Origin of the sequence: Rhizobium sp. 57MFTsu3.2, from assembly GCF_012932765.1 — a bacterium.
Taxonomy (GTDB): Bacteria; Pseudomonadota; Alphaproteobacteria; order Rhizobiales; family Rhizobiaceae; genus Rhizobium; species Rhizobium altiplani.
This window is the reverse complement of record NZ_JDWI01000001.1, coordinates 465,366-488,279: the sequence shown is the minus strand read 5'-3', so window position 1 is coordinate 488,279 and position 22,914 is coordinate 465,366. Positions and strand designations below refer to the sequence as shown.

At 60.8% G+C, this 22,914-nt stretch carries 25 protein-coding genes; 11 read left to right on the top strand and 14 right to left on the bottom strand.

Features of this window, described 5'->3' with window-relative positions; genetic code table 11:
- The first annotated feature begins 7 nt into the window (after positions 1-7).
- Together AF71_RS02405 and AF71_RS02400 are read left to right on the top strand one after the other, a co-directional pair.
- Positions 8-1,036 carry a proline racemase family protein gene (locus AF71_RS02405; RefSeq protein ID WP_112668097.1) on the top strand — a complete coding sequence of 343 codons (1,029 nt, stop codon included), beginning with the start codon at positions 8-10 and terminating at the stop codon, positions 1,034-1,036.
- A 100-nt stretch (positions 1,037-1,136) separates the two neighbouring features.
- Positions 1,137-2,594, top strand: a complete 1,458-nt coding sequence (locus AF71_RS02400) for a lytic transglycosylase F (protein WP_018859742.1) — start codon at positions 1,137-1,139, stop codon at positions 2,592-2,594.
- An 80-nt stretch (positions 2,595-2,674) separates the two neighbouring features.
- Here AF71_RS02400 and AF71_RS02395 read toward each other — a convergent pair whose 3' ends face one another.
- Genes AF71_RS02395 through AF71_RS02375 form a run of 5 tightly spaced genes read right to left on the bottom strand, consistent with a single transcriptional unit; the run spans position 2,675 to position 8,126 of the window.
- Positions 2,675-3,658 (bottom strand): oligopeptide/dipeptide ABC transporter ATP-binding protein, encoded by a 984-nt coding sequence (locus tag AF71_RS02395; protein ID WP_169679564.1) that lies wholly within the window; start codon positions 3,656-3,658, stop codon positions 2,675-2,677.
- A complete protein-coding gene (locus AF71_RS02390; RefSeq protein ID WP_113471369.1) occupies positions 3,651-4,658 on the bottom strand; it encodes an ABC transporter ATP-binding protein in 1,008 nt (335 codons plus the stop codon). The genes AF71_RS02395 and AF71_RS02390 overlap by 8 nt, the downstream gene beginning before the upstream one ends.
- Position 4,659: 1 nt before the next feature.
- On the bottom strand, positions 4,660-5,577 hold the full coding sequence (locus AF71_RS02385; RefSeq protein WP_062375524.1) for an ABC transporter permease subunit: 918 nt from the start codon (positions 5,575-5,577) through the stop codon (positions 4,660-4,662).
- A complete protein-coding gene (locus tag AF71_RS02380) occupies positions 5,574-6,497 on the bottom strand; it encodes an ABC transporter permease subunit (protein ID WP_169679562.1) in 924 nt (307 codons plus the stop codon). The genes AF71_RS02385 and AF71_RS02380 overlap by 4 nt, the downstream gene beginning before the upstream one ends.
- A 48-nt stretch (positions 6,498-6,545) precedes the next feature.
- On the bottom strand, positions 6,546-8,126 hold the full coding sequence (locus AF71_RS02375; RefSeq protein WP_169679560.1) for a peptide ABC transporter substrate-binding protein: 1,581 nt from the start codon (positions 8,124-8,126) through the stop codon (positions 6,546-6,548).
- A 665-nt stretch (positions 8,127-8,791) separates the two neighbouring features.
- Between AF71_RS02375 and AF71_RS02370 the strand changes: the two genes are divergently transcribed.
- A complete protein-coding gene (locus AF71_RS02370) occupies positions 8,792-9,247 on the top strand; it encodes a GFA family protein (protein ID WP_018859749.1) in 456 nt (151 codons plus the stop codon).
- 63 nt (positions 9,248-9,310) lie between these two features.
- On the opposite strand, the gene lepA is transcribed toward AF71_RS02370, so the two are convergent.
- Entirely contained in the window at positions 9,311-11,143 is a 1,833-nt protein-coding gene (lepA, locus tag AF71_RS02365) for a translation elongation factor 4 (protein ID WP_018859750.1), read from the bottom strand.
- A gap of 140 nt (positions 11,144-11,283) precedes the next feature.
- On the opposite strand from lepA, the gene AF71_RS02360 reads away from it, so the two are divergent.
- On the top strand, positions 11,284-11,850 hold the full coding sequence (locus AF71_RS02360) for an XRE family transcriptional regulator (RefSeq protein ID WP_169679558.1): 567 nt from the start codon (positions 11,284-11,286) through the stop codon (positions 11,848-11,850).
- Between the two features lie 21 nt (positions 11,851-11,871).
- Positions 11,872-12,393, top strand: coding sequence for a GNAT family N-acetyltransferase (locus AF71_RS02355; RefSeq protein WP_018859752.1), 522 nt, complete (start codon positions 11,872-11,874; stop codon positions 12,391-12,393).
- Positions 12,394-12,401: 8 nt separating this feature from the next.
- Here AF71_RS02355 and AF71_RS02350 read toward each other — a convergent pair whose 3' ends face one another.
- The 3 genes from AF71_RS02350 to AF71_RS02340 form a co-directional block, all read right to left on the bottom strand.
- The gene (locus AF71_RS02350; protein ID WP_026372130.1) at positions 12,402-12,869 is read right to left on the bottom strand and encodes a truncated hemoglobin; all 468 of its coding nucleotides are present in this window, start codon (positions 12,867-12,869) and stop codon (positions 12,402-12,404) included.
- Positions 12,870-12,963: 94 nt separating this feature from the next.
- Positions 12,964-13,800 (bottom strand): carbon-nitrogen hydrolase family protein, encoded by an 837-nt coding sequence (locus AF71_RS02345; RefSeq protein ID WP_169679556.1) that lies wholly within the window; start codon positions 13,798-13,800, stop codon positions 12,964-12,966.
- A 97-nt stretch (positions 13,801-13,897) separates the two neighbouring features.
- Positions 13,898-14,611, bottom strand: a complete 714-nt coding sequence (locus AF71_RS02340; RefSeq protein ID WP_026372131.1) for an LssY C-terminal domain-containing protein — start codon at positions 14,609-14,611, stop codon at positions 13,898-13,900.
- Between the two features lie 158 nt (positions 14,612-14,769).
- Between AF71_RS02340 and recF the strand changes: the two genes are divergently transcribed.
- The 3 genes from recF to AF71_RS02325 are packed head-to-tail and all read left to right on the top strand — an operon-like array spanning position 14,770 to position 17,185.
- A complete protein-coding gene (gene recF, locus AF71_RS02335; RefSeq protein WP_169679554.1) occupies positions 14,770-15,894 on the top strand; it encodes a DNA replication/repair protein RecF in 1,125 nt (374 codons plus the stop codon).
- Entirely contained in the window at positions 15,891-16,715 is an 825-nt protein-coding gene (locus AF71_RS02330; RefSeq protein WP_025659714.1) for a molybdopterin-synthase adenylyltransferase MoeB, read from the top strand. The genes recF and AF71_RS02330 overlap by 4 nt, the downstream gene beginning before the upstream one ends.
- Positions 16,712-17,185 carry a GNAT family N-acetyltransferase gene (locus tag AF71_RS02325; protein ID WP_025659715.1) on the top strand — a complete coding sequence of 158 codons (474 nt, stop codon included), beginning with the start codon at positions 16,712-16,714 and terminating at the stop codon, positions 17,183-17,185. The genes AF71_RS02330 and AF71_RS02325 overlap by 4 nt, the downstream gene beginning before the upstream one ends.
- On the opposite strand, the gene AF71_RS02320 is transcribed toward AF71_RS02325, so the two are convergent.
- Positions 17,182-18,183: a D-glycerate dehydrogenase gene (locus AF71_RS02320; RefSeq protein ID WP_018859759.1), complete on the bottom strand. Its 1,002-nt coding sequence runs from the start codon at positions 18,181-18,183 to the stop codon at positions 17,182-17,184. The two genes, AF71_RS02325 and AF71_RS02320, sit on opposite strands and share 4 nt — an antisense overlap.
- A 181-nt stretch (positions 18,184-18,364) precedes the next feature.
- Between AF71_RS02320 and AF71_RS02315 the strand changes: the two genes are divergently transcribed.
- Positions 18,365-18,904, top strand: a complete 540-nt coding sequence (locus AF71_RS02315) for an SH3 domain-containing protein (RefSeq protein WP_018859760.1) — start codon at positions 18,365-18,367, stop codon at positions 18,902-18,904.
- Here AF71_RS02315 and AF71_RS02310 read toward each other — a convergent pair.
- The 4 genes from AF71_RS02310 to AF71_RS02295 form a co-directional block, all read right to left on the bottom strand.
- Positions 18,897-19,889 (bottom strand): adenosine kinase, encoded by a 993-nt coding sequence (locus tag AF71_RS02310; RefSeq protein WP_018859761.1) that lies wholly within the window; start codon positions 19,887-19,889, stop codon positions 18,897-18,899. The genes AF71_RS02315 and AF71_RS02310 overlap by 8 nt on opposite strands.
- Before the next feature lie 170 nt (positions 19,890-20,059).
- Entirely contained in the window at positions 20,060-20,299 is a 240-nt protein-coding gene (locus AF71_RS02305) for a hypothetical protein (protein WP_062375539.1), read from the bottom strand.
- 352 nt (positions 20,300-20,651) lie between these two features.
- Positions 20,652-21,191 carry a hypothetical protein gene (locus AF71_RS02300; protein WP_018859763.1) on the bottom strand — a complete coding sequence of 180 codons (540 nt, stop codon included), beginning with the start codon at positions 21,189-21,191 and terminating at the stop codon, positions 20,652-20,654.
- 52 nt (positions 21,192-21,243) lie between these two features.
- The gene (locus tag AF71_RS02295) at positions 21,244-21,453 is read right to left on the bottom strand and encodes a cold-shock protein (protein WP_018859764.1); all 210 of its coding nucleotides are present in this window, start codon (positions 21,451-21,453) and stop codon (positions 21,244-21,246) included.
- Positions 21,454-21,751: 298 nt separating this feature from the next.
- Between AF71_RS02295 and AF71_RS02290 the strand changes: the two genes are divergently transcribed.
- A complete protein-coding gene (locus tag AF71_RS02290; protein WP_156828811.1) occupies positions 21,752-21,988 on the top strand; it encodes a hypothetical protein in 237 nt (78 codons plus the stop codon).
- Positions 21,946-22,893, top strand: coding sequence for an AEC family transporter (locus AF71_RS02285; protein WP_018859765.1), 948 nt, complete (start codon positions 21,946-21,948; stop codon positions 22,891-22,893). Before AF71_RS02290 ends, AF71_RS02285 begins: the two co-directional genes overlap by 43 nt.
- Positions 22,894-22,914: the final 21 nt, after the last annotated feature.

The following is a 22,914-nucleotide window of genomic DNA, read 5'->3' as shown; positions in this document are numbered from 1 at the left end:
AGGTATCATGCACAGCACCAAGACCATCCATGTCGTTTCCGCCCATGCCGAGGGCGAAGTGGGCGATGTCATCGTCGGCGGTGTGACGCCGCCGCCCGGCGAAACGATCTGGGAGCAAAGCCGCTGGATTGCGCAAGACGGGACGTTGCGCAATTTCGTGCTGAACGAACCGCGCGGCGGCGTTTTCCGGCACGTCAATTTGCTGGTGCCACCGAAGCATCCCGACGCCGATGCCGCATTCATCATCATGGAGCCGGAAGATACGCCACCCATGTCGGGATCGAATTCGATCTGCGTATCCACGGTGCTGCTGGACAGCGGCATCCTGCCGATGCAGGAGCCGATCACCGAGATCACCCTCGAAGCGCCCGGCGGGCTCGTCCGTGTGCGCGCCGAGTGCCGCAACGGCAAGGCCGAGCGCATCTTCGTGCAGAACCTACCAAGCTTCGCGGAACGACTGGATGCGAAGCTGGAAGTCGAGGGCGTGGGTACGCTGACCGTCGATACCGCCTATGGCGGTGACAGCTTTGTCATCGTCGATGCGGCGGCGATGGGCTTCAGCCTGTCGCCCGACGAGGCCCATGACATTGCGAAGCTCGGCGTGCGCATTACCAATGCCGCCAACGCCGCGCTCGGATTTCATCACCCGGAAAATCCGGACTGGAATCATTTCTCCTTCTGCCTCTTTGCAGGGCCGGTGGAGCGTACCGCCGAAGGTCTACGTGCGGGTGCAGCCGTCGCGATCCAGCCCGGCAAGGTCGATCGCTCGCCCACGGGAACGGCGCTGTCGGCCCGCATGGCCGTATTGCACGCGCGTGGACAAATGACGCTCGAAGATCGTCTGACTGCGGTGTCGTTGATCGGCTCCACGTTCTCTGGCCGCATTCTAGGCACGACCGATGTTGGCGGTCGCCCGGCCATCCTGCCTGAGATCTCCGGCCGCGCCTGGATTACCGGTACCCATCAGCACATGCTCGATCCGTCCGACCCCTGGCCGGAAGGCTATCGGTTGACCGATACCTGGGGTGCCCGCTGATTGCCTGACCAGCCTTGAGCGGTACGGATAATCTCCGCTCAAGGCGCCTGCGATTGTGCAACAGACGTGGTACGCTCGCAGCATCAGCTGGGGGCAAGTCATGCGACGTCTTCTTTTCAGCATAGTGCTTGCAATCATCACCATTCTGTTCGGTCAGGTTGCTGCGTTCGCCCAAACGAATGTCGAGGTCGGCGGGATCATGCCGAAGCCGAATACGGGCGATCTCGATGCTATGACCAAGATCCGCCTCGTTCGAATCCTGGTGCCCTACAGCAAGACCATCTATTTCATCGACAAGGGACGCCAGTTCGGAACCGCGGTGGAGTTTGGGACGGCCCTGGAGGCCGAGCTCAACAAGGGCAGGAAAAAAGCGATCGAACACATCCGCGTCGCCTTCATTCCGACCGGGCGAGATCGATTGATTCCAGCCCTCAAGGAAGGGCTCGGCGACATCATCATGGCCAACTTGACGGTCACCCCTGCGCGGCTTCAGGACGTCGATTTCAGCGCGCCGATCTACAGCGACGCGAGCGAGGTGCTGGTATCAGGGCCATCCGCGGAGGCGGTTACCAACATCGCCCATCTGGCAGGCAAGGAAATCCGCGTCCGTCAGACGAGCAGCTACTACGAGCATCTTCTGTCGCTCAACGAGCAATTGAAGAAGGACGGAAAGCCGGAGATCCAAGTCAAGCCGATCGACGAGAACCTTGAGGACGAGGATCTCATGGAGATGGTGAATGCCGGCCTCCTGCCCTGGACGGTGGTCGATGGATACAAGGCCGACATATGGGCGAAGGTGTTCACGGAATTGAAGGTCCATCCTGATGTCGCCGTGGCCACTCACGGGCAGATCGCCTGGGCGATCCGCAAGAATAGTCCGCAGTTGAAAGCCGTCCTCGACAAGTTCGCCGAGCAGCACAAGGTTGGCACGACCTTCGGCAATCTGCTGCGCAACCGCTATTTCAAGAGCGATACGATTCTGCGGCGTGCCTATTCGCCTGCCGATGTCGATCGCTTCAAGGAACTGGTCGAAATCTTCCGCAAGCATGCGGGCACGTACTCGTTCGACTATCTGATGCTGATGGCGCAGGGCTATCAGGAATCCCAGCTTGACCAGTCGCGGCGTAGTCCAAGGGGCGCCGTCGGCGTGATGCAACTGCTTCCTGCCACGGCGGCGGGCAAGGAGATCGGCATAACCGGCATCGCCAAGAGCGAGAATCTCAATGTCGAGGCCGGCGCGAAATACTTACGCTATCTGGTTGAAGTCTCCATCAAGGGGGAGGGTGTTTCGCCGCGCGACCAGCAGCTGATGGCGTTTGCCGCCTACAATGCGGGTCCGGGAAATCTCCGGAAGTTTCGCGCCAAGGCAAAGGACATGGGGCTCGATCCCAATGTCTGGTTCGGAAACGTCGAGAATGCCGCAGCTGCCATCGTCGGCCGGGAAACGGTCCAATATGTCAGCAACATCTTCAAATACTACATCGCCTACAGCCTGCTGATGGAGCGGGTCGAAGCACAGCGCGCCTCGATGAGCACGACCACACCTGCCAAGAACTAGCGACTATGCCTTCGGTGTCGAATAGGTCAAACGGCCGGCTGGAAAACGGGCGGGCCGTTTGCAGTTCTGTCGATGCCGGCTTACCGGTCCATGTGATAGCAGGCGGCGGTTTGCTCGGGCCTGACCTGCTCCGTTGGCGGCATCTCCGTGCGGCAGATGTCCGTGGCCTTCCAGCAACGCGGAGAGAAGACACAGCCGGGCGGCGGATTGAGCGGCGAGGGCGGGTCGCCCTGAAGCCGGATACGCTGCCGGTTGCGTGCAAGCTTCGGATCGGGCACTGGCGCGGCCGAGAAGAGCGCCTGCGTGTAGGGATGCGCCGGGCTGTCGAACACGGTGGCGCAATTGCCAGCCTCGACCACCTTGCCGAGATAGAGCACCAGCACATCGTCTGAGATCAGACGTACGACCGAAAGGTCGTGGCTGATGAAGATCAGCGTCAGCCCGAACTCCTTGCGAAGCTTGCGCAAGAGCGTGATGACCTGCCCCTGGATCGACACGTCGAGCGCCGAAACCGGCTCGTCGCAGATGATCAGCTTCGGCCGTGTTACGACTGCGCGGGCAATGCCGATGCGCTGTGCCTGGCCGCCCGAGAACTCGTGCGGATAGCGGTTGATCATTTCAGGCACGAGGCCGACGGCACCCATGATCTCCTGTACGCGCGCCACGCGTTCCGCTTTTGTAAGCTTCGGCTCGAAGACGGTGAGCGGTTCGGCGATAATGTCGCCGACCGTCATGCGCGGATCGAGGGAGGCAATCGGATCCTGGAAGATGATCTGCATGTCGCGGCGAGCCGCGCGCATTTCCTCATCCGACAGGTCGAGCAGATTGCGCCCCTGCCAGAGAATGCGGCCTTTCTGCGATTTCAACAGACGCAGGATCGAGCGGCCAAGTGTGGACTTGCCGCAACCGGACTCTCCGACGATCCCCAGCGTCCGGCCTTCTCTGAGGTCGAAGCTGACATTGTTCACCGCAGTCAGCGTCATCGGCGGTTTGAAGAAGCTCTTCGACGGAATTTCGAACTGGGTGGTGAGGTTCTCGACCCTTAGGAGTGATCGTTCAGCCATGGTTCAAAACCTCCTCGCGGCGGGGGAAGGGATGGAAGCAGGCCGCGGAATGGCCTTTCGCCAACATCTCAAGTTTCGGCGACGCGTCGATACAATCGTTCTGGACCATTGGACAGCGCGGCGAGAAGCTGCAGCCTTTCGGCAGGTGCTGCAGATTGGGCGGGCGGCCGGGAATGACGGCGAGCTGATCGACGTCCTGGTCCGGCCGCGGGATCGAAGCGTGCAGCGCAGCGGTATAGGGATGCGCCGGTACCTCGAAGAGCTCGTCGACTGGCGCTTCCTCGACGATCCGCCCGGCATACATGACGGCCACGCGATCCGCGAGGCCCGCGACGACGCCCAGATCATGCGTGATCATGACGAGCGCCGTGTTCATTTCCGCCGTCAGGTCGTTGAAGAGATCGAGGATCTGCGCTTGGATCGTCACGTCAAGCGCCGTCGTCGGCTCGTCGGCAATGAGCAGCTTCGGTTTCGTCAACAGCGCCATGGCAATGACGATGCGCTGGCGCATGCCGCCCGACAGCTCGTGCGGGTAGAGGCTGAAGCGCCGCGTCGGGTCGGGGATACCGACGCGCTTTAGCATATCGAGCGCCTCGTTGGAGGCAGCCCGCGCGGTGAAGCCGCGGTGAACCTCAAGCTGCTCCGTCAATTGCCGGGAAATCCGCAGAGACGGATTGAGCGCGGTCATCGGGTCCTGGAACACCATGGCCATGTCCTTGCCGCGGACATGGTCGAGCTCGCGCGGCCGTAGCGCCAGCACATCCTTGCCCTCGAGTAGTGCTTGGCCGCTGGTGCGGCCGTTCTTGGCAAGCAGACCCATGACGCCGAGGAAGGTCTGGCTCTTGCCCGAGCCGGACTCGCCGACGATCGCCACGCGCTCGCCGCGCCGGATCGACAGGTTCATGTTCGAGACGGCCTTCACCTCGCCATCCGGCGTCGCAAAGGTGATCGAATAGTCCTTCAGTTCGAGAAGCGTATCGTTTTTGGTTTCGTGTTGCATTCTATCGATCCTTCGGGTCGAACGCATCGCGCAGGCCGTCGCCGATGAAAAGCAGGCTCATCAGCAGGGCGACGAGGAAGCAGGCCGGGAAGGCCAAGAGCCACGGCATGCTTTCCATGGCGTCGGTGCCCTCGGCGATCAGCGTCCCGAGTGATGTCAGCGGTTCCTGAACACCGAAGCCGAGGTAGGACAGGAAGCTTTCGGTCGCGATGATTTCAGGAACGGTCAACGCGGCGAAAATCACCACTGGGCCGACCAGGTTCGGAATGATGTGCTTGAGGATGATCTTGAACGGTTTCTGGCCGGATGCACGTGCCGCCTCGATGAACTCGCGCTGCTTTATCGAGAGTGTTTGCCCGCGCACGATGCGAGCCATGGTCAGCCACTCCAGCGCGCCGATTGCCGCAAAAAGCAGGTAGACGTTTCGGCCGAACACCACCATCAGCAGGATGACGAAGAGGATGTAAGGCAGCGCATACATGATATCGACGAAGCGCATCATGAGCGCGTCGAGTCTGCCGCCGATGTATCCGGAGATCGCTCCATAGAGCACCCCGATGACCACCGAAACGATCGTGGCAGTTGCCGCAACCGCAAGCGAGACGCGGGTGCCGTAGAGCACGCGCGCAAGCAGGTCGCGGCCATTTGGATCTGTTCCGAAATAATGGCCGCTTTCCATATCCGGCGGCATGCGAAACGCCGCCCAATCCGGTTCCTCGTAGTCGAACGGGATCAGGTACGGGCCGATGAATGCGACCAGTATCAGGAGCAGCAACACGATGATGGCGACGACTGCTGCCTTGTTGCGGGAGAGACGACGCAGCGCATCGCTGGTCAGCGAGCGGCTCTTGTGCGAAAGCCCTTCGGCCTCGAGAAGCTCGGCCGCGAGCAGCTCTCTCTTTGCTGGATTGAGGATCATCGGTTTCTCACTTTCGGATCGAGCCATGCATAGGCAATGTCGACGAGAAGGTTCAGAAAGACGATCAGCACCATGTAGAAGATGACCGTGCCGAGAACCATGCCGTAGTCGCGGTTCAGCGCTGCGTTGACGAAGTAGCGGCCGATGCCCGGCAGTCCGAAGATGCTCTCGACAACCAGCGAGCCGGTGAGAAGGTAGCTTGCCGCCGGACCGAGATAGGAAACGACAGGCATCATGGCGGGCTTTAGCGCGTGACGAATAACGGTTAGCCGTGGGCCGATGCCCTTGGCCTTGGCGGTCCGGATGTAGTTCTGGTTCATCACCTCGATCATCGAGCCGCGGGTCATGCGCGAGATGCGGCCCGCATGTGGCAAAGCCAGCACAACGATCGGAATGACGAGATAGCGGAACGAGCCGTCACCCCATCCGCCGACAGGCAGCCAGCCGAGATGGATACCGAAGACCAGCTGCAGGATAGGCGCAATCAGAAAGTTCGGAAGAACGAGGCCAACGAGAACGAGCAGCCCGAGGAGGTAGTCAGGCGCTTTATTCTGATAAAGTGCCCCAAGACAGCCGACTGTCACGCCGATAAGGATGGCAAAAATGAAGGCGAGGCCCCCGATCGTGAACGTGTAAGGCACGCCGATCATGATTTGCTGGGCAACGCTGAAATCTTCGTTGGCGAACGACGGGCCTAGATCACCCTTCAACACGTCGAAGACGTAGATCAGGTATTGTTCGACCAGCGGCTTGTCGAGATTGTAGTGAGCCGCGAGGTTCTTCAGGATCACCGGCGGCAATGGCCTCTCGCCATCGAACGGGCCGCCGGGAGCAAGGCGCAAGACAAAAAAGCTGAGTGTCACGGCGATCCACATCACGGGGATCGTCGACAGCAGGCGACGGAGTGCATATTTGATCATGGTCGTGGATCGGCCCTTCCCACATTCAGCGGGAAGGGCCGGTGTTCCTTATTCTTTGACCGACAGCCAGCGCGTGCGATGGATGTCCTGAATATTGTCGACGAAGCCCTGGACCTTCGGCGAGACCACGTTCTTCGAGACATAGTAATAAAGCGGAATGGCGGCGCTGTCGTCGAGCGCAAGCTGTTCGGCCTGCTTGAAGATCTCGGCGCGCTTCTTCAGGTCGGTTTGAGCGTTTGCTTCCTTGACGAGCTTGTCGAAGTCGGCATTGCTCCAGCGGCCATAGTTCATCGAAACGCCGGAAACGAGTAGACCCAGGAAGTTATCAGGATCGTTGTAGTCCGCGATCCAGCCTGCGCGGCCGATTTCGACCTGACCGTGCTGCATCTCGTCATAGTGGACCTTGGTTTCGGTGTTGTAGAGCTCGATCTGTACGCCGAGCGGCTTCCACATCGAGGCGATCGCCACAGCTACGCGCTTGTGGTTGTCATTGGTGTTGTAGCGGAGCTGTGCCTTCAGCGGGTGGTCAGGTCCGAAGCCTGCTTCCTTGAGCAGCTTTTTCGCCTCTTCCACCTTTTCCTTGTAGGGCATGTCCTTCCAGCTCACATAGGCCGGCTCACCATAATTCGCGGTGCCCGGCGGTACCCAGGAATAGGCCGGCAGTTCGCCGGTGCCGAGGATCTTCGGGCCGATGACTTCACGGTTGACGGCCATCGAGAGGGCCTGACGAACGCGCTTGTCGTCGAACGGCGGCTTCGTGGCGTTGAGGACGTAGTAGTAGCTGGCGAGGAACGGCGTGACATGGGCCTGGCCCGGCAGGTTCTTCTTCATCCATTCATACTGATCCGTCGGGAAGTCGGTCATGATGTCGAATTCGCCGGCGCGAAAGCGCTTCAGAGCCGCTTCCTGATCCTCGAGCGTGAAGAACTTCACGCCATCGATCTTCAGGTCCTTCTCGCCGTAGTAATGGTCGTTCTTGACTGTCGTGACGGACGCGCCCGGAATCCACTCGGTCGGCTTGTACGGGCCGTTGGTGACGATGTTGCCGATCTTCACCCAGTCATTGCCCTTGGCTTCAACCACATGCTTCGGCAGCGGATAGGCGGTGTAGTGCATCAGCGAATTGATGAAATAGGGGGTCGGGTTCTCAAGCGTGATCTCGAGCGTCTTGTCGTCGATCGCCTTGACGCCGAGCTGGCTGAAATCGGTGATTTCGCCCTTGTTGATCTTTTCCGCGTTCTTGATGGTGAATTGCAGATAGGCGTATTCCGCGGCGTTCTTCGGATCGACAAGGCGCTGGAAGGCGAAGACGAAGTCGCCGGCCGTCACCGGCTGCCCATCCGACCACTTGATGCCGTCGCGAAGCTTGAAGGTATAAACCTTGCCGTCCTGCGAGACGGTCCAGCTTTCAGCCTGTCCCGGGATCGGATCGTCCTTCGGGTCTTCGGTGACGAGGCCCTCGAAGATGTCGCCAGCAATGCGGTTCTCATAGTCGCTCGACAGCTTCTGCGGGTCGAGGGACTGCGGGTCGCCGCCATTGTGGATGTTGAGTGTCGCGGCGTGCGCGGTCACGGCCAGCAGTGAGCCAAGCACGGCTGAAGCCAGGAATTTTTTCGTGAGAAAGTTCATATGGGGGCCACCTTTCTAGGCTTTTCGCCTTTATTAGTCGTTTGTTCCCATGACCAGTTACGTTCAGGTCAGCGCACAACCTATCGTAAAGGCCTGCCGTTGCAAGTCCCCAAATGAAGCAGCGAGCGACACTCCTTGCCGCCGCGAAAATTTCTAGTCTGTAGCCGCCCGGCCTGCCGCAGAAGGAGGGATTTCGCCCGTGCTGTGCCGTTTCGTACGATGGGCAAGCTTCAATGCATTCAATCAATGATTGCATATACCGAGGGTAGCCGGCTCATCTTTTGATGCCTTTGCGGCGAATTACGTTGACTATTCAATGACGGATAGGCTCGTTTGCGACATCTTGCCGCCGTCTGTTTTTGAAATGCTGCGTTGTCCCGCGATTTCGGGGAACGACTGGATTAGGTGGCACCGGTCTTCGCCCGTGGCTTGCAGACGCTGACGGAAAACGGTGCGTTGATTCTGGTCGACAAGCGGGCCGGTGCGGAGGTGGGCCAGTGTGCACTCGATCCAAAGGTCGCTATCGCTTGGTCGCTGCCAGTGGCGCGAATATCCGCGCGATCATGGCTTTCCGATTCCTAGGAGGCGATGCCGGTTTGCCTGCAGCCGACAGTTTGACGCCGCGCCGCCTGCCGCTAGATTGAGCATGACGAAGGGAGGTCGCGATGACCGAAGTAAATCTACCTTGGACCGGTGGCTGCCGATGCGGCCGCGTGCGATTGAAGATCCGCGCCAAGCCGCTTTTGACCATGGCGTGCCATTGCACAGGGTGCCAGAAGATGTCGTCGAGCGCCTTTTCGCTGAGTGCCGCGATCCCGGCGGAGGCCTTCGAAATCACCGAAGGAGAGCCCGTCATCGGTGGGCTGCACGGCGTCGAGGCGCACCACTATTTCTGCGGCCACTGCATGACCTGGATGTTCACGCGATCGGACGGGATGGATTGGTTCGTCAACCTGCGTCCGACGATGCTGGACGATCCGCGCTGGTTCCGGCCGTTCATCGAGACCTGGACCCGCGAAAAACTGCCCTTCGCCGAAACCGGCGCGGTCCGCAGCTACGAGGCGCTGCCGTCGATGGACGCCTATCAAGGGCTGGTGAAGGAATACATGGCCTGCAGTTGAGGCAGCGCAGGATCAAAAAGCCCGGCCATGCGTCGTGCGCCGGCCGGGCTGAAAATGATGCTTTTATTCGTCGCCCATCTTGAGCGCGGCGATGAAGGCTTCCTGTGGAATCTCCACCTTTCCGAACTGGCGCATGCGCTTCTTGCCTTCCTTCTGCTTGTCCAGAAGTTTGCGCTTTCGGGTGGCGTCGCCGCCGTAGCACTTGGCCGTCACGTCCTTGCGCAGCGCCGAGATGGTCTCGCGGGCAATCACGTTGCCGCCGATCGCTGCCTGGATTGGGATCTTGAACATGTGCTTCGGGATCAGTTCCTTCAGCCGCTCGCACATGTCGCGGCCACGCTTCTCGGCAGACGCGCGGTGGACGAGCATGGAGAGCGCATCGACAGGCTCTCCATTGACGAGGATCGACAGCTTGACGAGGTTACCTTCGCGGTAGCCTTCGAGGTGATAGTCGAAGGAGGCGTAGCCCTTCGAAATCGACTTCAGCCGGTCGTAGAAGTCGAAGACAACTTCATTGAGCGGCAACTCGTAGGTCACCATTGCGCGGGTGCCGACATAGGTGAGTTCCGTCTGGATGCCGCGACGATCCTGGCAGAGCTTGAGAATGCCGCCGAGGTAATCATCAGGCGTCATGATCGTCGCCTTGATCCAGGGCTCGCGGATCTCGTCGATCTTGACGACATCGGGCATGTCAGCCGGATTGTGCAGTTCGCGCTCGCTGCCGTCGGTCATCGTCAGCTGGTAGACGACCGAAGGCGCAGTGGCGATCAGGTCGAGGTCGAATTCGCGCTCAAGGCGTTCCTGGATGATCTCAAGGTGCAGCAGGCCAAGGAAGCCGCAACGGAAGCCGAAGCCGAGTGCGGCGGATGATTCCATTTCGAAGGAGAAGGAGGCATCATTCAGGCGAAGCTTGCCCATCGCCGCGCGCAGATCCTCGAAATCCGCGGCATCGACGGGGAAGAGACCGCAGAACACGACCGGTTGTGCCGGCTTGAAGCCCGGCAAGGCCTGCGTCGTTGGGCGCTTGTCCTCGGTGATGGTATCGCCGACGCGCGTATCGGCCACTTCCTTGATGGAGGCGGTGATGAAGCCGATTTCGCCAGGCCCGAGACTGTCGACATTGACCATCTTTGGCGTCAGCACGCCGACGCGTTCCACCTGGTACTTGGCGTCCGTGCCCATCATGCGGATCGTCTGGCCCTTGGTCAGCACGCCGTCGATGACGCGGACGAGGACCATGACGCCGAGATAGGTGTCGTACCAGCTGTCAACGAGCAGCGCCTTCAGCGGTGCCTTTTCACCGCCGGGGCTCTTCGGCGCCGGTAACTTCTGAACGATTGCCTCGAGGACATCGGGGATGCCGAGGCCGGTCTTTGCCGAAATCAACACGGCTTCCGAGGCATCGATACCGATCACTTCCTCGATCTGTTCCTTGATGCGATCAGGTTCGGCGGCTGGCAGGTCGATCTTGTTGAGGACGGTGACAAGCTCGTGGTTGTTGTCGATCGCCTGGTAGACGTTGGCGAGCGTCTGGGCTTCCACGCCTTGGCTGGCGTCAACGACGAGCAGCGAACCTTCGCAGGCCGAGAGCGAGCGCGAGACCTCATAGGCGAAGTCGACGTGTCCGGGCGTGTCGATCAAATTCAGGATATAGGTCTCGCCATCCTTGGCCTTGTAGTGCAGACGCACCGTCTGGGCCTTGATGGTGATGCCGCGCTCGCGCTCGATATCCATGTTGTCAAGCACCTGCTCGGACATCTCGCGCTCTGCCAGGCCGCCGGTCGATTGGATCAGGCGGTCGGCAAGCGTCGATTTGCCGTGGTCGATGTGGGCCACGATCGAGAAATTGCGGATATGGGAAAGCGGAGTCGTCGAATTGGTGCTCATGCGCGCCATATAGCAGCGCCGACCCTTGCCGCAAAGCGGAAAAGCAGGGGTTCGTTTACGATAAGTCGCCGTTTCGCGGACCGAAACATGATACTTGATTCTATTATCAGATCGTGAAAGTCTATTATAATAGAAAATCGGATCCAATGATGGAACAAGAACTCGAAACGGCGATCGGCCTTCGCATCCGCAGACTGCGGATCGAGCGGAATTTGACGCTGGAAGACCTGGCCAACGCCTCCGGCGTCAGCCGGGCGATGATCTCCCGCATCGAGCGCGGCGAAGCGAGCCCGACGGCCCCGCTCCTCGCCAGGATTTGCGCAGCGCTCGGCCTGTCGCTGTCGGCCTTCTTTGCCGAGGACGGCGAGGTCTCGCCGCTGTCGCGCCGTCAGGACCAGCAGGTCTGGCGGGATCCGGAGACCGGTTACGTCAGGCGCTCCGTCTCCCCGCCGGGAGCCGCTTCGTCTGTCGATATCGTCGATGTCGAATTCCCGCCAGGCGGTCGCGTTAGTTTCCCGCCGCACGCAGCCAGCAACGGCATGACACAGCATGTCTGGCTGTTCGATGGCGAAATGGAAATGACGACGGGCGACACCGTCTACCGACTGCTGCCTGGCGACTGCCTGTTCTTGCCGGTCGGCGAAGGCCATGTTTTTCATAACCCCGGCAACATTCCCGCCCGCTATTGCGTCGTACTCGATCGGCGCGGGCGCTAATTCATTTCAGGAGAAAAAGTGATGACAGCTACGATCCGCCTTCTTGATGCGGCAGAAGCCCGTGCGGCGATCCCCGACCTCTGCGACGTGCTGACCGATTGCGTCAACGGCGGCGCCTCGGTCGGCTTCATGCAGCCTTATGGCAACGCGGATGCCGAGCCTTACTGGCAGGGCGTCGCCGATGCCGTCGCGTCCGGTGCAACGCTGCTCCTCGTGGCGGAGATCGACGGCAGAGCCGTTGGCACGGTGCAGGTCGGTGCCGCACAGATGCCGAATCAGCCGCATCGCGGCGATCTGAAGAAGCTGTTGGTGCATCGCTCGGCCCGGGGCAAGGGCCTTGCACGTCTGCTGATGGATGCTGCGGAACGAGAAGCCGCCGTCCGCGGCAAGACGCTCCTCGTGCTTGACACGGCAACCGGCAGCGATGCCGAGGCGATCTACCCCAGGCTGGGCTGGGAGCCGGTCGGTGTCATCCCGGATTATGCGCTGTGGCCGGAGGGCGGCCTCTGCGCCACCACATTTTTCTACAAGCGTGTCGCCTGAAGTGACGCTCAGGCGGGTTTGGCCTGGGGCGCGTCGAGTGCTGGATTGTAGAACAGCGACAGCGTCAGGCTCTTGGCGATGCGTTCAGCGGTCGTCATGAACCAGGCCTTGGCCTCAGGGTTCGGCGCGATATCGCTGAGCGTCGCGGAAAACAGTGCCAGCCATTGCGGGAAGAGATCGGGCGTCAGGTTCGCGACGCCCGTGTGCGCCTGCACCGGCTTGCCGCCATAAGCGCCGTTGCGAAAGGCAATTGATGACCAGAAGCTCTTCATCTTCTGCATATGGTCGGACCAGCGGCCGGAAAGCCGGGCATCAAACACGGGTCCAAGCGTCGCATGCTGCAGCACACGGGCGTAGAACGTCTCGACCAACCGATCGATGAACGCCTCGTCGACGCCCATCGCCTTCATCTCGGCTTCGGCACGCTCGCGTATGGCGGCGACATGTGCCGCGCGGCCCTGAATTTCTGTATCCATCGTCAACTCCGGCGCGTCGCAATCCGCGACAGCGCTCATATAGGCCATCTGCGTCTCGAGATGAAGGGACCGCGACGCAAGGCAGCATTGCGCGTCAGTAGCCGCTTCTGTCTTCGCTTCGGGGATCGTCCGCCATCCTCTCGCGATAGATATCACCCTGTCGCGCCTTGAGCCGCCACGGTCGGGCCTTCTGCAGCGGAATGTCGTATGCCGGGTCGTCTCGGTTCAACACCGCGGTTGCCAGGCCTGGTTCGGGAGTGGCAGCACACTGCGCCACCCATTTTCCATCCGGGCCGATGATGCCGGCCGGCCCCTTGGCGGCCTTCTGCACCGGCGTTGCAGCGCCGATCCAGATGCAGTTCAGCCCCGCATGCGCGCGCAGCGCAATCTGGAAATATTCGGGAATGCCATAGGAGGAGAAGAGCACGGCATCGACGCCGAGATTGGCATACTCCTGGAATACCTCCGGAAACGTAGCTTCGATGCAGATCGCGCAACCGAATCGGTAGCCGTTGATATCGAAAGTGATCGGCGCGGTGCCGGGAGAGTACCAGCCGCCAAGTTCGCTGTTCGACAGAAACCTCTTGTCATAGCGGGTAAGCAGCGCTCCGGTTTCGGAAAAGACATACAGGCTGTTGTGCGGGGGGTAGCCCTCCGCCAGCCGATGTGCTCCGCCGACAACCGCAAAGATGCGAAGATCACCACAGAGATCGGCGATTGCCCGAAGCTCGGCCTCCTGCTGCCGCCAATCGAAGCTGGCCCAGTCCTCGGGATGCAAGATCTGTGATTTCGAATATCCCGAAAGTGCGCCTTCGCAGAAATTGATGACCCGCGCGCCATCAGCAGCGGTGGCCGCAATCATGCTCCGGATTGTTCGGCCATTCGCGGTAATGTCAGGCGAAACGATGGTCTGTGCTGCGGCTATCTTCAACGGCGCACCTCTGGCGATTCGGCCCGCATTTTTCAACTATTCGACGCTATTTGGAACCGCAAATTGGCGACGATGAAGGTGCGCGAGGCGAAGCGCGTTAAGGGGCGCCGACAGCGCGCAGCACGCCGATCAGCGCCTTTCCATCGGTGAAATAGGGGTCGCCGCCACCGTTGCGGCCGGTCCTCGTGGCGCCGATGCCCGCGATCTCGTAAGTCGACGACAATTGCCCGGCTGCCTGAAGATCGCCGATAACAAGATCTCGCTCAGCGTCGACATCAGGCGCGATGTGATGGGTGATCTGGCCGGTATCGTGGCTGAAGCCTACCCCGCGATCAAAACTCGCCGATCCAAGCCACAGCGGTTGCCCATCTGCACCGCTGCTCTTGGTTTGCCAGAAACGAACGTGGTGGCGCTCGTCGGCGCTCTTGCCCACGGCCTTTTCAAATGCCAGATCCTGCTGGCGGCCCTCGAACAGCAATGGGCTCACGGGAGCGTCGAGGTCGGGCCGATCGAGCACGACGCTCAAGCCGATTTCGGCTGATGTCCGCAGCGTGATCTTGTCGGCCGGGTCCCACCCAGCCGATGCAAATGCCCGAAGCACGTTCTCCTTCGAACCGACGAGCCCAACATTGATGGGGTCGCCGGGAATATCCTGCTTGGTGGTCGTCACCATTGGACCGAATTCCGCAATACGGCTGGCGTCGCGATGGATCCATATTTCGGGAATGAGGAAATAAGTGACAAGCAGATAGGCGACCAACAAGACCGCCACACCGCCGATCGCCATCCGTGTTTTCGTCAAACGTCTCATCGAAGTCCCCCCAACCTCGACGTCATCATACGATTCTCCAGTCATGTGGCCAACATCCAGGTGCGCACCCATGCATCATCGGCATCCGACTACACCCGCACCCTTGCCATCCGGCCCCGTTGCGCTTAGCTCTCGGGCACCACGAATCCGGATATCTAATGCCGCACAAGGTCTCCCTGTCCCGTCTCAAGCTGACCGACTTTCGCAACTACGCGTCTGTCTCGCTGTCGCTCGACGGTCGGCATGTGGTGCTGACGGGGGACAATGGCGCCGGCAAGACCAATCTGATGGAGGCCGTATCCTTCCTGTCGCCGGGCCGCGGCCTGCGTCGTGCCACCTATGGCGATGTCACCCGTGTCGGTGCGACGGCCGGATTTTCGATCTTCGCGGAGCTCGATGGCATGGACGGCGAGGTGGAAATCGGCACGGGTGTCGATACCACCGACGACAGCATTTCCCGCCGCCTGCGGATCAACGGCACGCCTGCAAAGTCGGCCGATGAACTGACCGACCATCTCCGTCTCCTGTGGCTGACGCCCTCGATGGATGGCCTCTTCACCGGTGGTTCGTCCGAGCGCCGCCGTTTGCTTGATCGGCTCGTGCTGTCGCTCGATCCGGCCCATGGCCGCCGTGCCAGCGATTTCGAGCGCGCCATGCGCAGCCGCAACAAGCTGCTCGACGAGCGTCGCTTCGATCCCGCCTGGCTCTCCGGCCTCGAACAGCAGATGGCAAGCCTCGGCATTGCCATGGCGATGGCACGCCAGGAGATGCTCGGTCTTCTTGCCCGCCTCATCGACGAGACGCACGAAACCTCGCCCTTTCCCGCCGCAGCGCTGGAACTTGCCGGCTTTATGGATGGTCAGTTCTCGCGCCCCGCCGTTGATCTTGAGGATGACTATGCGGCTATGCTTGCGGAGAGCCGCTACCGCGATGCCGCGGCCGGCCGCACGCTCGACGGCCCCCATCGCGCAGATCTGCTTGTTCGCCACCGGCAAAAGCAGATGGAAGCATCGCGCTGTTCCACCGGCGAGCAGAAGGCGCTGCTGGTCGGACTGATTCTTGCCCATGCCCGTCTGGTGGCCAATCTCACGGGCCATGCGCCGATTCTCTTGCTTGATGAGATTGCCGCGCATCTCGACGAAGGCAGGCGTGCTGCGCTCTTCGACCTCATTGACGCGCTCGGCGGCCAGGCCTTCATGACAGGCACGGACTGCGCCATGTTTTCCGCTCTCGGCGAGCGCGCGCAATTCTTCACCGTTGCCGATGGAAAGGTTTTCGAATGACCGATGCCGCTTCCCCCTCAACCAAAGGCCATGCTAGCATCGCGCCCATGGAACCGCTCAGCCCGGAAGAAATCGCGCGATATCAGCGCCATATCCTGCTTCCCGAGATCGGTGGCGCAGGCCAGCAGAAACTGAAATCCGCCCGCATGCTTGTCATCGGTGCCGGTGGGCTGGGAGCGCCGGTCCTGCAATATCTCGCAGCCGCCGGCGTCGGCACGCTCGGTATCGCCGATGACGACCGCGTTTCGCTTTCCAACCTGCAGCGGCAGGTGATCCACGATTCCGGCACGATCGGCGAACTGAAGACGCAGAGTGCCGCCTTCGCGATTGCAAGGTTGAACCCGCACGTCAACGTGATCCGCTTCGAAGAGCGCTTCTCGCCTGACACGGCGCGCCGCCATCTCTCAGGCTTCGATCTGCTGATCGACGGCTCCGACAATTTTGATACGCGCTATACGGCGGCCGACGCTGCCGAGACTGCGCAAATCCCCTTGGTGACAGGCGCGGTTGGTCGCTTCGATGGCTCCGTCACAGTGCTCAAGCCCTACGAGACGGCGGAGGATGGCACACCGAACCCAACCTATCGCGATCTCTTCCCCGAGAAGCCGCCGGCTGGTCTGATCCCGGCCTGTGCGGAGACCGGCATCATCGGTGCGCTGACCGGCGTGATCGGCACGCTGATGGCAATGGAAGCGATCAAGCTCGTCACCGGCACGGGCGAACCGCTGATTGGACGGCTGCTGCTCTATGATGCGCTTGCCGCCCGCTTCGACACGATCCGCTACAAGAGGCGTCGCCAGAAACAGAGCCCGGCGTCATGAACATCATTCGGATCGATGAAGACTTTCAACGCTGGGAGGAGTTGCTGGCGCTAGTCCTATCGTCGTTCGCCTATATGAACGACCGGATCGATCCGCCATCCTCCGCCTTGAAGCTCACGCCGACGACGCTTGCCGATAAGGCGCGTTCTGAAATCGCGTATGCGGCAATGGAAGGCGATGCTTTATGTGGCTGCGTCTTTCTGCGACCAGAAGAAGCCTGCCTCTATGTCGGCAAGCTGGCGATCGCGCCCGACGCGCAGGGCCGGGGTATCGGCCGTCGGCTGCTGGCGGTCTCGGAAGAGGTGGCGCGGTCCCACTCCCTGCCATCACTGAGGCTCGAAACGCGCATCGAGCTTGTCGAAAACCACGATGTCTTTATCCGCTGGGGATTTGAGAAGACCGCTGAAAATGCCCATCCCGGATTCACCAGGACGACATCGATCGAGATGCGTAAGCCTGTTCCGGCCTAGCGGCCCGGCAGCACACGGTTCGGCGGGCGATGGCCATCGATAAAGGTGCGGATGTTGATGATCACCTTGTCGCCCATGTCGATGCGGCCTTCGATCGTCGCCGAGCTCATGTGCGGCAGAAGTACGACCTTGCCTTCATTTGCGAGCTTGACGAGCTTCGGATTGACCGCCGGTTCATTCTCGAAGACGTCGAGACCGGCGCCCGCCAGCTTTCCCTCCCGCAGACTCTTGATCAGTGCCGCTTCGTCGATCACGTCGCCGCGGGCGGTGTTGACGAGGTAGGCCGTCGGCTGCAGCAGCGCCAGACGGCGGGCCGACAACAGATGGAACGTTGCCGGTGTCGAGGGGCAATTGACAGAAACGATGTCGACGCGGGCGAGCATCTGGTCGAGGCTCTCCCAGTAGGTCGCCTCCAGCTCATCTTCGGTCGCCGGGTTGACGCGCTTGCGGTTGTGATAGTGGATCGAGAGGCCGAAAGCCTTGGCGCGGCGCGCAACGGCGGTGCCGATCCGCCCCATGCCGACGATGCCGATGCGCTTGCCGTGAATCCGTCGCCCGAGCATCCAGGTCGGCGACCAGCCGGGCCACTCGCCGGGATGGTCGGTCAGCACCCGCGCGCCTTCACCCAAGCGGCGCGGAACGGCGAGGATCAGCGCCATGGTCATGTCGGCGGTGTCTTCGGTCAGCACGTTCGGCGTATTGGTGACGGTGATGCCTTTGCGAGCCGCCGCCTCGACGTCGATGTGATCGGTGCCGTTCGAGAAGCTGGCGATCAATTTCAGCTGCGGCCCGGCCTCCTCGATCACCGTGGCATCGATCCGGTCGGTGACGGTCGGAACGAGCACGTCGGCGCTTTTGACGGCGGCGATCAGCTCGGCTTTGGAGCGCGGTGCATCGTCGATATTGAGTTCCGCGTCGAAGAGTTCGCGCATGCGCGTCTCGACCGCATCGGGCAGCTTCCGCGTGATGTAGACCTTCGGTTTTTTCTTCGTCGTCATGTGCGCCGGCGCTAACTTGTTCAGAGGTCCTTAACCAAGACGCGGGATAATTTTCCCGTTCCGGGGAATTTCTACCAGACCCGCGCGCGAAGACAAACAAAACTCGCTCAGCGTGCGCAGGAATGTCGAATTCCCGGAATCAGGCAGCAGTCCTGCCCTCCTCTGAGCAAACGGAAGTCCCATGCATAGCAAAGTCCTGAAATCTTGCCTCGCCCTTGCGATCGGTTTCGTGCTTTCTGCGGGAACGGCTGAAATGGCCTCCGCACAGGCTGCAAAGGGACCGAGTGGCCTGCCGCTGCCGCGCTTCGTCACGCTCAAGTCCAAGCGCGTCAACCTGCGCATCGGCCCTGGCACCGACTATGCGGCCTCATGGATGTATCTGAAGGCCGGCCTGCCGGTCGAAATCATTCAGGAATACGACAACTGGCGCCAGATCCGCGATGCCGACGGCACCGAGGGTTGGGTCAACCAATCGCTGCTGTCGGGCTCGCGTGCGGCAATCGCCGCCCCGTGGATGAAGGGCAAGGGTAAGTCTGTCTACGTCAACATGCGCCGCGATGCCCAGCCGTCGGCAAGCGTCGTCGCCAAGCTCGAGCCCGGCGTCATGATGAACATCGGCGAGTGCAATGGCGACTGGTGCTTTGCCAAGATAGACGGCGCCGAAGGATGGGTGGCGCAGTCGGAAATCTGGGGCGCTTATCCAGGCGAAGCCTTTAAATAAGGTTCGCCTGCTTGCCGGCCTCGGCCAGCGACTTCATCGGCCGCGGGCCGATCTGCTGGATCACGATGCCAGCCGCGAGGCAGCCGAGCTTGCCGCAGTCTTCCAGCGTCCGACCCTGTGTGTAGCCATAGAGGAAGCCGGCGGCAAAGAGATCGCCCGCGCCTGTGGTGTCGACCAGTTCCCTGATCTTGATAGCATCCACGTAGAAGCGCTCGCTGCCCTTGAGAATCACGGCGCCGTTCTCGCTCATCGTTACGGCCGCGATCTTGCAGTCCTTGGCGATAAGGATCAGCGCTTCTTCGAAGTCGTCGGTTTCATAGAGCGCCAGCGCTTCCTGACGATTGGCGAAGACGATGTCGACGGTGCCGGAGCGCATCAGGTCGAGGAATTCGCCGCGATAGCGGTTGACGCAGAAGCTGTCGGAAAGCGTCATCGACATCTCACGGCCGTTCTCGTGGGCGATACGGGCGCATTCGCGGATCGCTTCCTTGGCGCGCGGCGGATCCCAGAGGTAGCCTTCGAAATAGGTGACCTTGGACTGGGCGACGACATCGGCCTCGACGTCTTCGGGCCCGAGCTCGACGCAGGCGCCGAGGTAGGTATTCATCGAGCGTTCGCCGTCTTCGGTGACGAAGATCATCGAGCGCGCGGTCGGCGGGAATGTCCCCTTCGGCTGTGTCTGATAGTGAACACCCTGCGCATGGATATCGTGCGCGAAGATTTCGCCGAGCTGGTCTTCCGCGACCTTGCCGAAATAGGCGGCCTTGCCGCCGAAGCTCGCCACACCCGCGGCCGTGTTGCCGGCGCTGCCGCCGGAGGCCTCCACCGCCGGTCCCATGCGCGCATAGAGAAGTTCTGCGCGCTCGGCATCGATGAGGTTCATCGCGGCCTTGGTGATCTCATTGTCAATGAGGAACTGGTCGTCGCAACGCGCGATGATATCGACGATCGCGTTGCCGACAGTCAGAACATCGAATTTGGTCATGAAAGGGAAGGTCCCGGGTTAGGTGATAGCCGGTGACCGGTCTTAGCGAATTTTCGCCGCATGGGAAGCGGAAATGCCGCTGGGCCGTCTATCTCATCGCAAAAATGCACTGTGACGGGTCAAATGTCGCCGGCCGCCCCCCCGTGACCGCGGCGTTCAAAAGGCGCGTCTCAAGCAGCGGCAGCATAGATCAGGTCGGGCTTTACGAGCCACTCGTTCTTGCGCAAGGCAGTGACATCGAGCCTGCCACGTCGATCACGACGGGCAATTCCAACAAAACGATAGCGGCTGCCCCTGGTGTCGACTACGCGAGCGGGGATCGGTGTGCCGTCGATATGGCCGATAACCGGTCCGTCGGAACGTGCGCCGTTGAGGAAGAAATACTCATGGGGGAGGTTCCTGCTTACCATCCTAATTTACTATCTTTCGTCGTTTGGTCGTGTGCCCTGCGCAGCCTCGCGGGCGCGCTTTTCGTCGTCGGGGCTGGCTTTCTCCAAATGAAAGTCGCTTTTTGATGGCGACCCTGGAAAAAGACGACGTGTTTTCTTGATCTCCACGACAAATGGCTTCCTTTGGGGATGCATGTACGTTTCCTGCTGGTTGGCAAACAGGTCACGTGAATATGCCCTCGACGGGCGGCCGGAGTTCATGACCTGTCGTCACAGGATGCGGACAAAGCCATAGCCGTTCCATTCGGACGACGGGCCTCCGACATTAAAATCTCATATCATCTGATAAGGGCGCATGGCCGACGGCGGCGAGCTAGTGTTCGATCTGCTGCTCTGCCACGGTGCTGGCGATGATCTGATCGGAACCCTTTGCATAGAGCGGGAGCGTCAAAGTGATCGCCTCGCTGCGCCCGTTGATGGTGGCGGTATATCGCTTGTAAACGCGATCCTGCCCTTGCTCTTCACCCGCCGAGACAGCGTTCACCTTCTCGACCAGCGCTTTCTCGAAAACATCCGCGTCGACGTCCCCCAGTGCCACCGTGCAGCCTTCGACGGTTTTGCCGCCGACATCCGCCCGCGAGACCACCAGCGCTTGAAAGCTCTCAGCTTCGCCGCCGCTGACGATCCATCCTTCCAGCGCTTCCGGATTCTCCATCGGGGTGAAGGTCAGCGCCATATCCTCTGCCATCGAAGGCCATTCGTCGGCTTTCGCACGCTCAGCCGTGCGCTCGAAGTCCGGGCCAGAGGAAACGCAGCTGTCGTAAAAAAATGAAAGTTTGGAACTCGCGTCATCGGCAAATGATGGCCCGGCGGCAAAGAGAATGACGAGGCAGGCAGCCAAAGTACGCTTCATGTCGTCTCCGAGCGGCGGAGTCAGTGCGGCCCTTCGGCCGCACTGACCGTTTTCAAACTTGCCGGACATTGTCGGCAGACGTTCTGCCCGTTCGACGGTCCTGCGCGACTTCGAACGCTATGCCCATTCCTTCTTTCACGGTGTCGATCCCGCCTCGTTGAGCGGCCGTGATGTGAAGAAAGACGTCGGTTCCGCCGTCATCCGGAGTGATGAATCCGAAGCCCTTGTCCTGGTTGAACCACTTGACTTTACCTGTTGGCAAAATTTACCCCCATGTTGGTCTCCCCAGCCGGCATCGGACATCGCACGATTTTGCCCGTGGGCACAAGAGCATTTGAAAATACAGCGGGACACCGCGTTGCTCTGGTGGCCGTGGCCGACTTCTGAGCTTGCGCATGCCAAGACGACACGGTTGCGTCCCACCTATAAGCGTGCGGCTGGTGGTCCCTCGCATTTCATATAGCGGGAATCCGTCATCCGCATGTCATTTCCCCGTCCTATAAGCATCCTCAATGACATTGGCATGAGCGGCTTCCGAGCGGCAGCCAATGAAGAAGGGAATGACGCCCTTCGACGATACCGGAGTAACGCTGACCACGGATGAACTGGCAGCATTGCAGACCGGCTATCCGGCAGGACCGGATGCGGAAAAGCGGGCAGAGCCCGCTTTTTTTGCTTTTATGTTTTGGCGGTTTGTCATCACGGCCGTTTTGCTGCTAGGCATGCTTATTCCCTCGCAAGGCAGCCGCATTGAATGTCAGCCATCATCTTCGACGTCCTTCCCATCTTTATCATGATCCTTATCGGCTGGCTGACCGTGAAACTACGGCTGATGAAGGCGGAGATCGGCGATGCGCTGAGCGAGTTCGTCTTCAAGATCGCCGTGCCGCTGTTGTTGTTCCGCACGATCGCCAACGCCGATTTTCACGGTGCCTCGCCCTTCCGTCTCTGGATCGCCTATTTCTCGGGCGTCGGAGTGACTTGGGTCGCGGCCCATATCGCCGCGACGCGCTTCTTCGGGCGCGATGACCGCATTGGCGTGCTTGCCGGTGTATCGTCAGCCTTCGCCAACACCATCTTCATCGGACTGCCGCTCGTTCAGCGCACGGTCGGTGACAAGGGGCTCGTGCCGCTCTCGATTCTGATCGCGGTCCATCTGCCTGTGATGATGATTATCGGAACCATCCTGATGGAGCGCGCCGAGCACAAGATCGCCGGCAAGAAGGAGCGCAGCATCGCCAAAGTGGTGCGCCAGATCGCCCACAATCTCGTCAAAAACCCGCTGGTGATCGGCTTGGCCGGCGGTGCTGCCATGCACCTGTTAGGGCTCACCATGCCGGGACCGGTAGGCGCCATAATCGATCAGATCGCCGGTGTCGCCGGGCCGGTCGCGCTGATTTCGCTCGGCATGGCGCTTGAGAAATACGGCATTTCAGGCAACGCCGGCATCGCCAGCGTCACCTCCGCCTTCAAGTTGTTGCTGTTGCCGGCCTGCGTCTGGGCGGCGAGCCATCTGGTCGGGCTTGCCAGTGACTGGACGGCGGCCCTGGTGCTGATTTCGTCGGTTCCAACGGGCGTCAACGCCTGGCTGATCGCCAACCGTTTCGGTGTCGGCCACAGCCTGGCAGCTTCGACGATCACGCTAACGACGGCGCTTGGCGCCATCTCCGTTTCGTTCTGGGCCTTTTTGCTCGGCGGCTAGGCAAAGAAAAAGCCCGGCGTC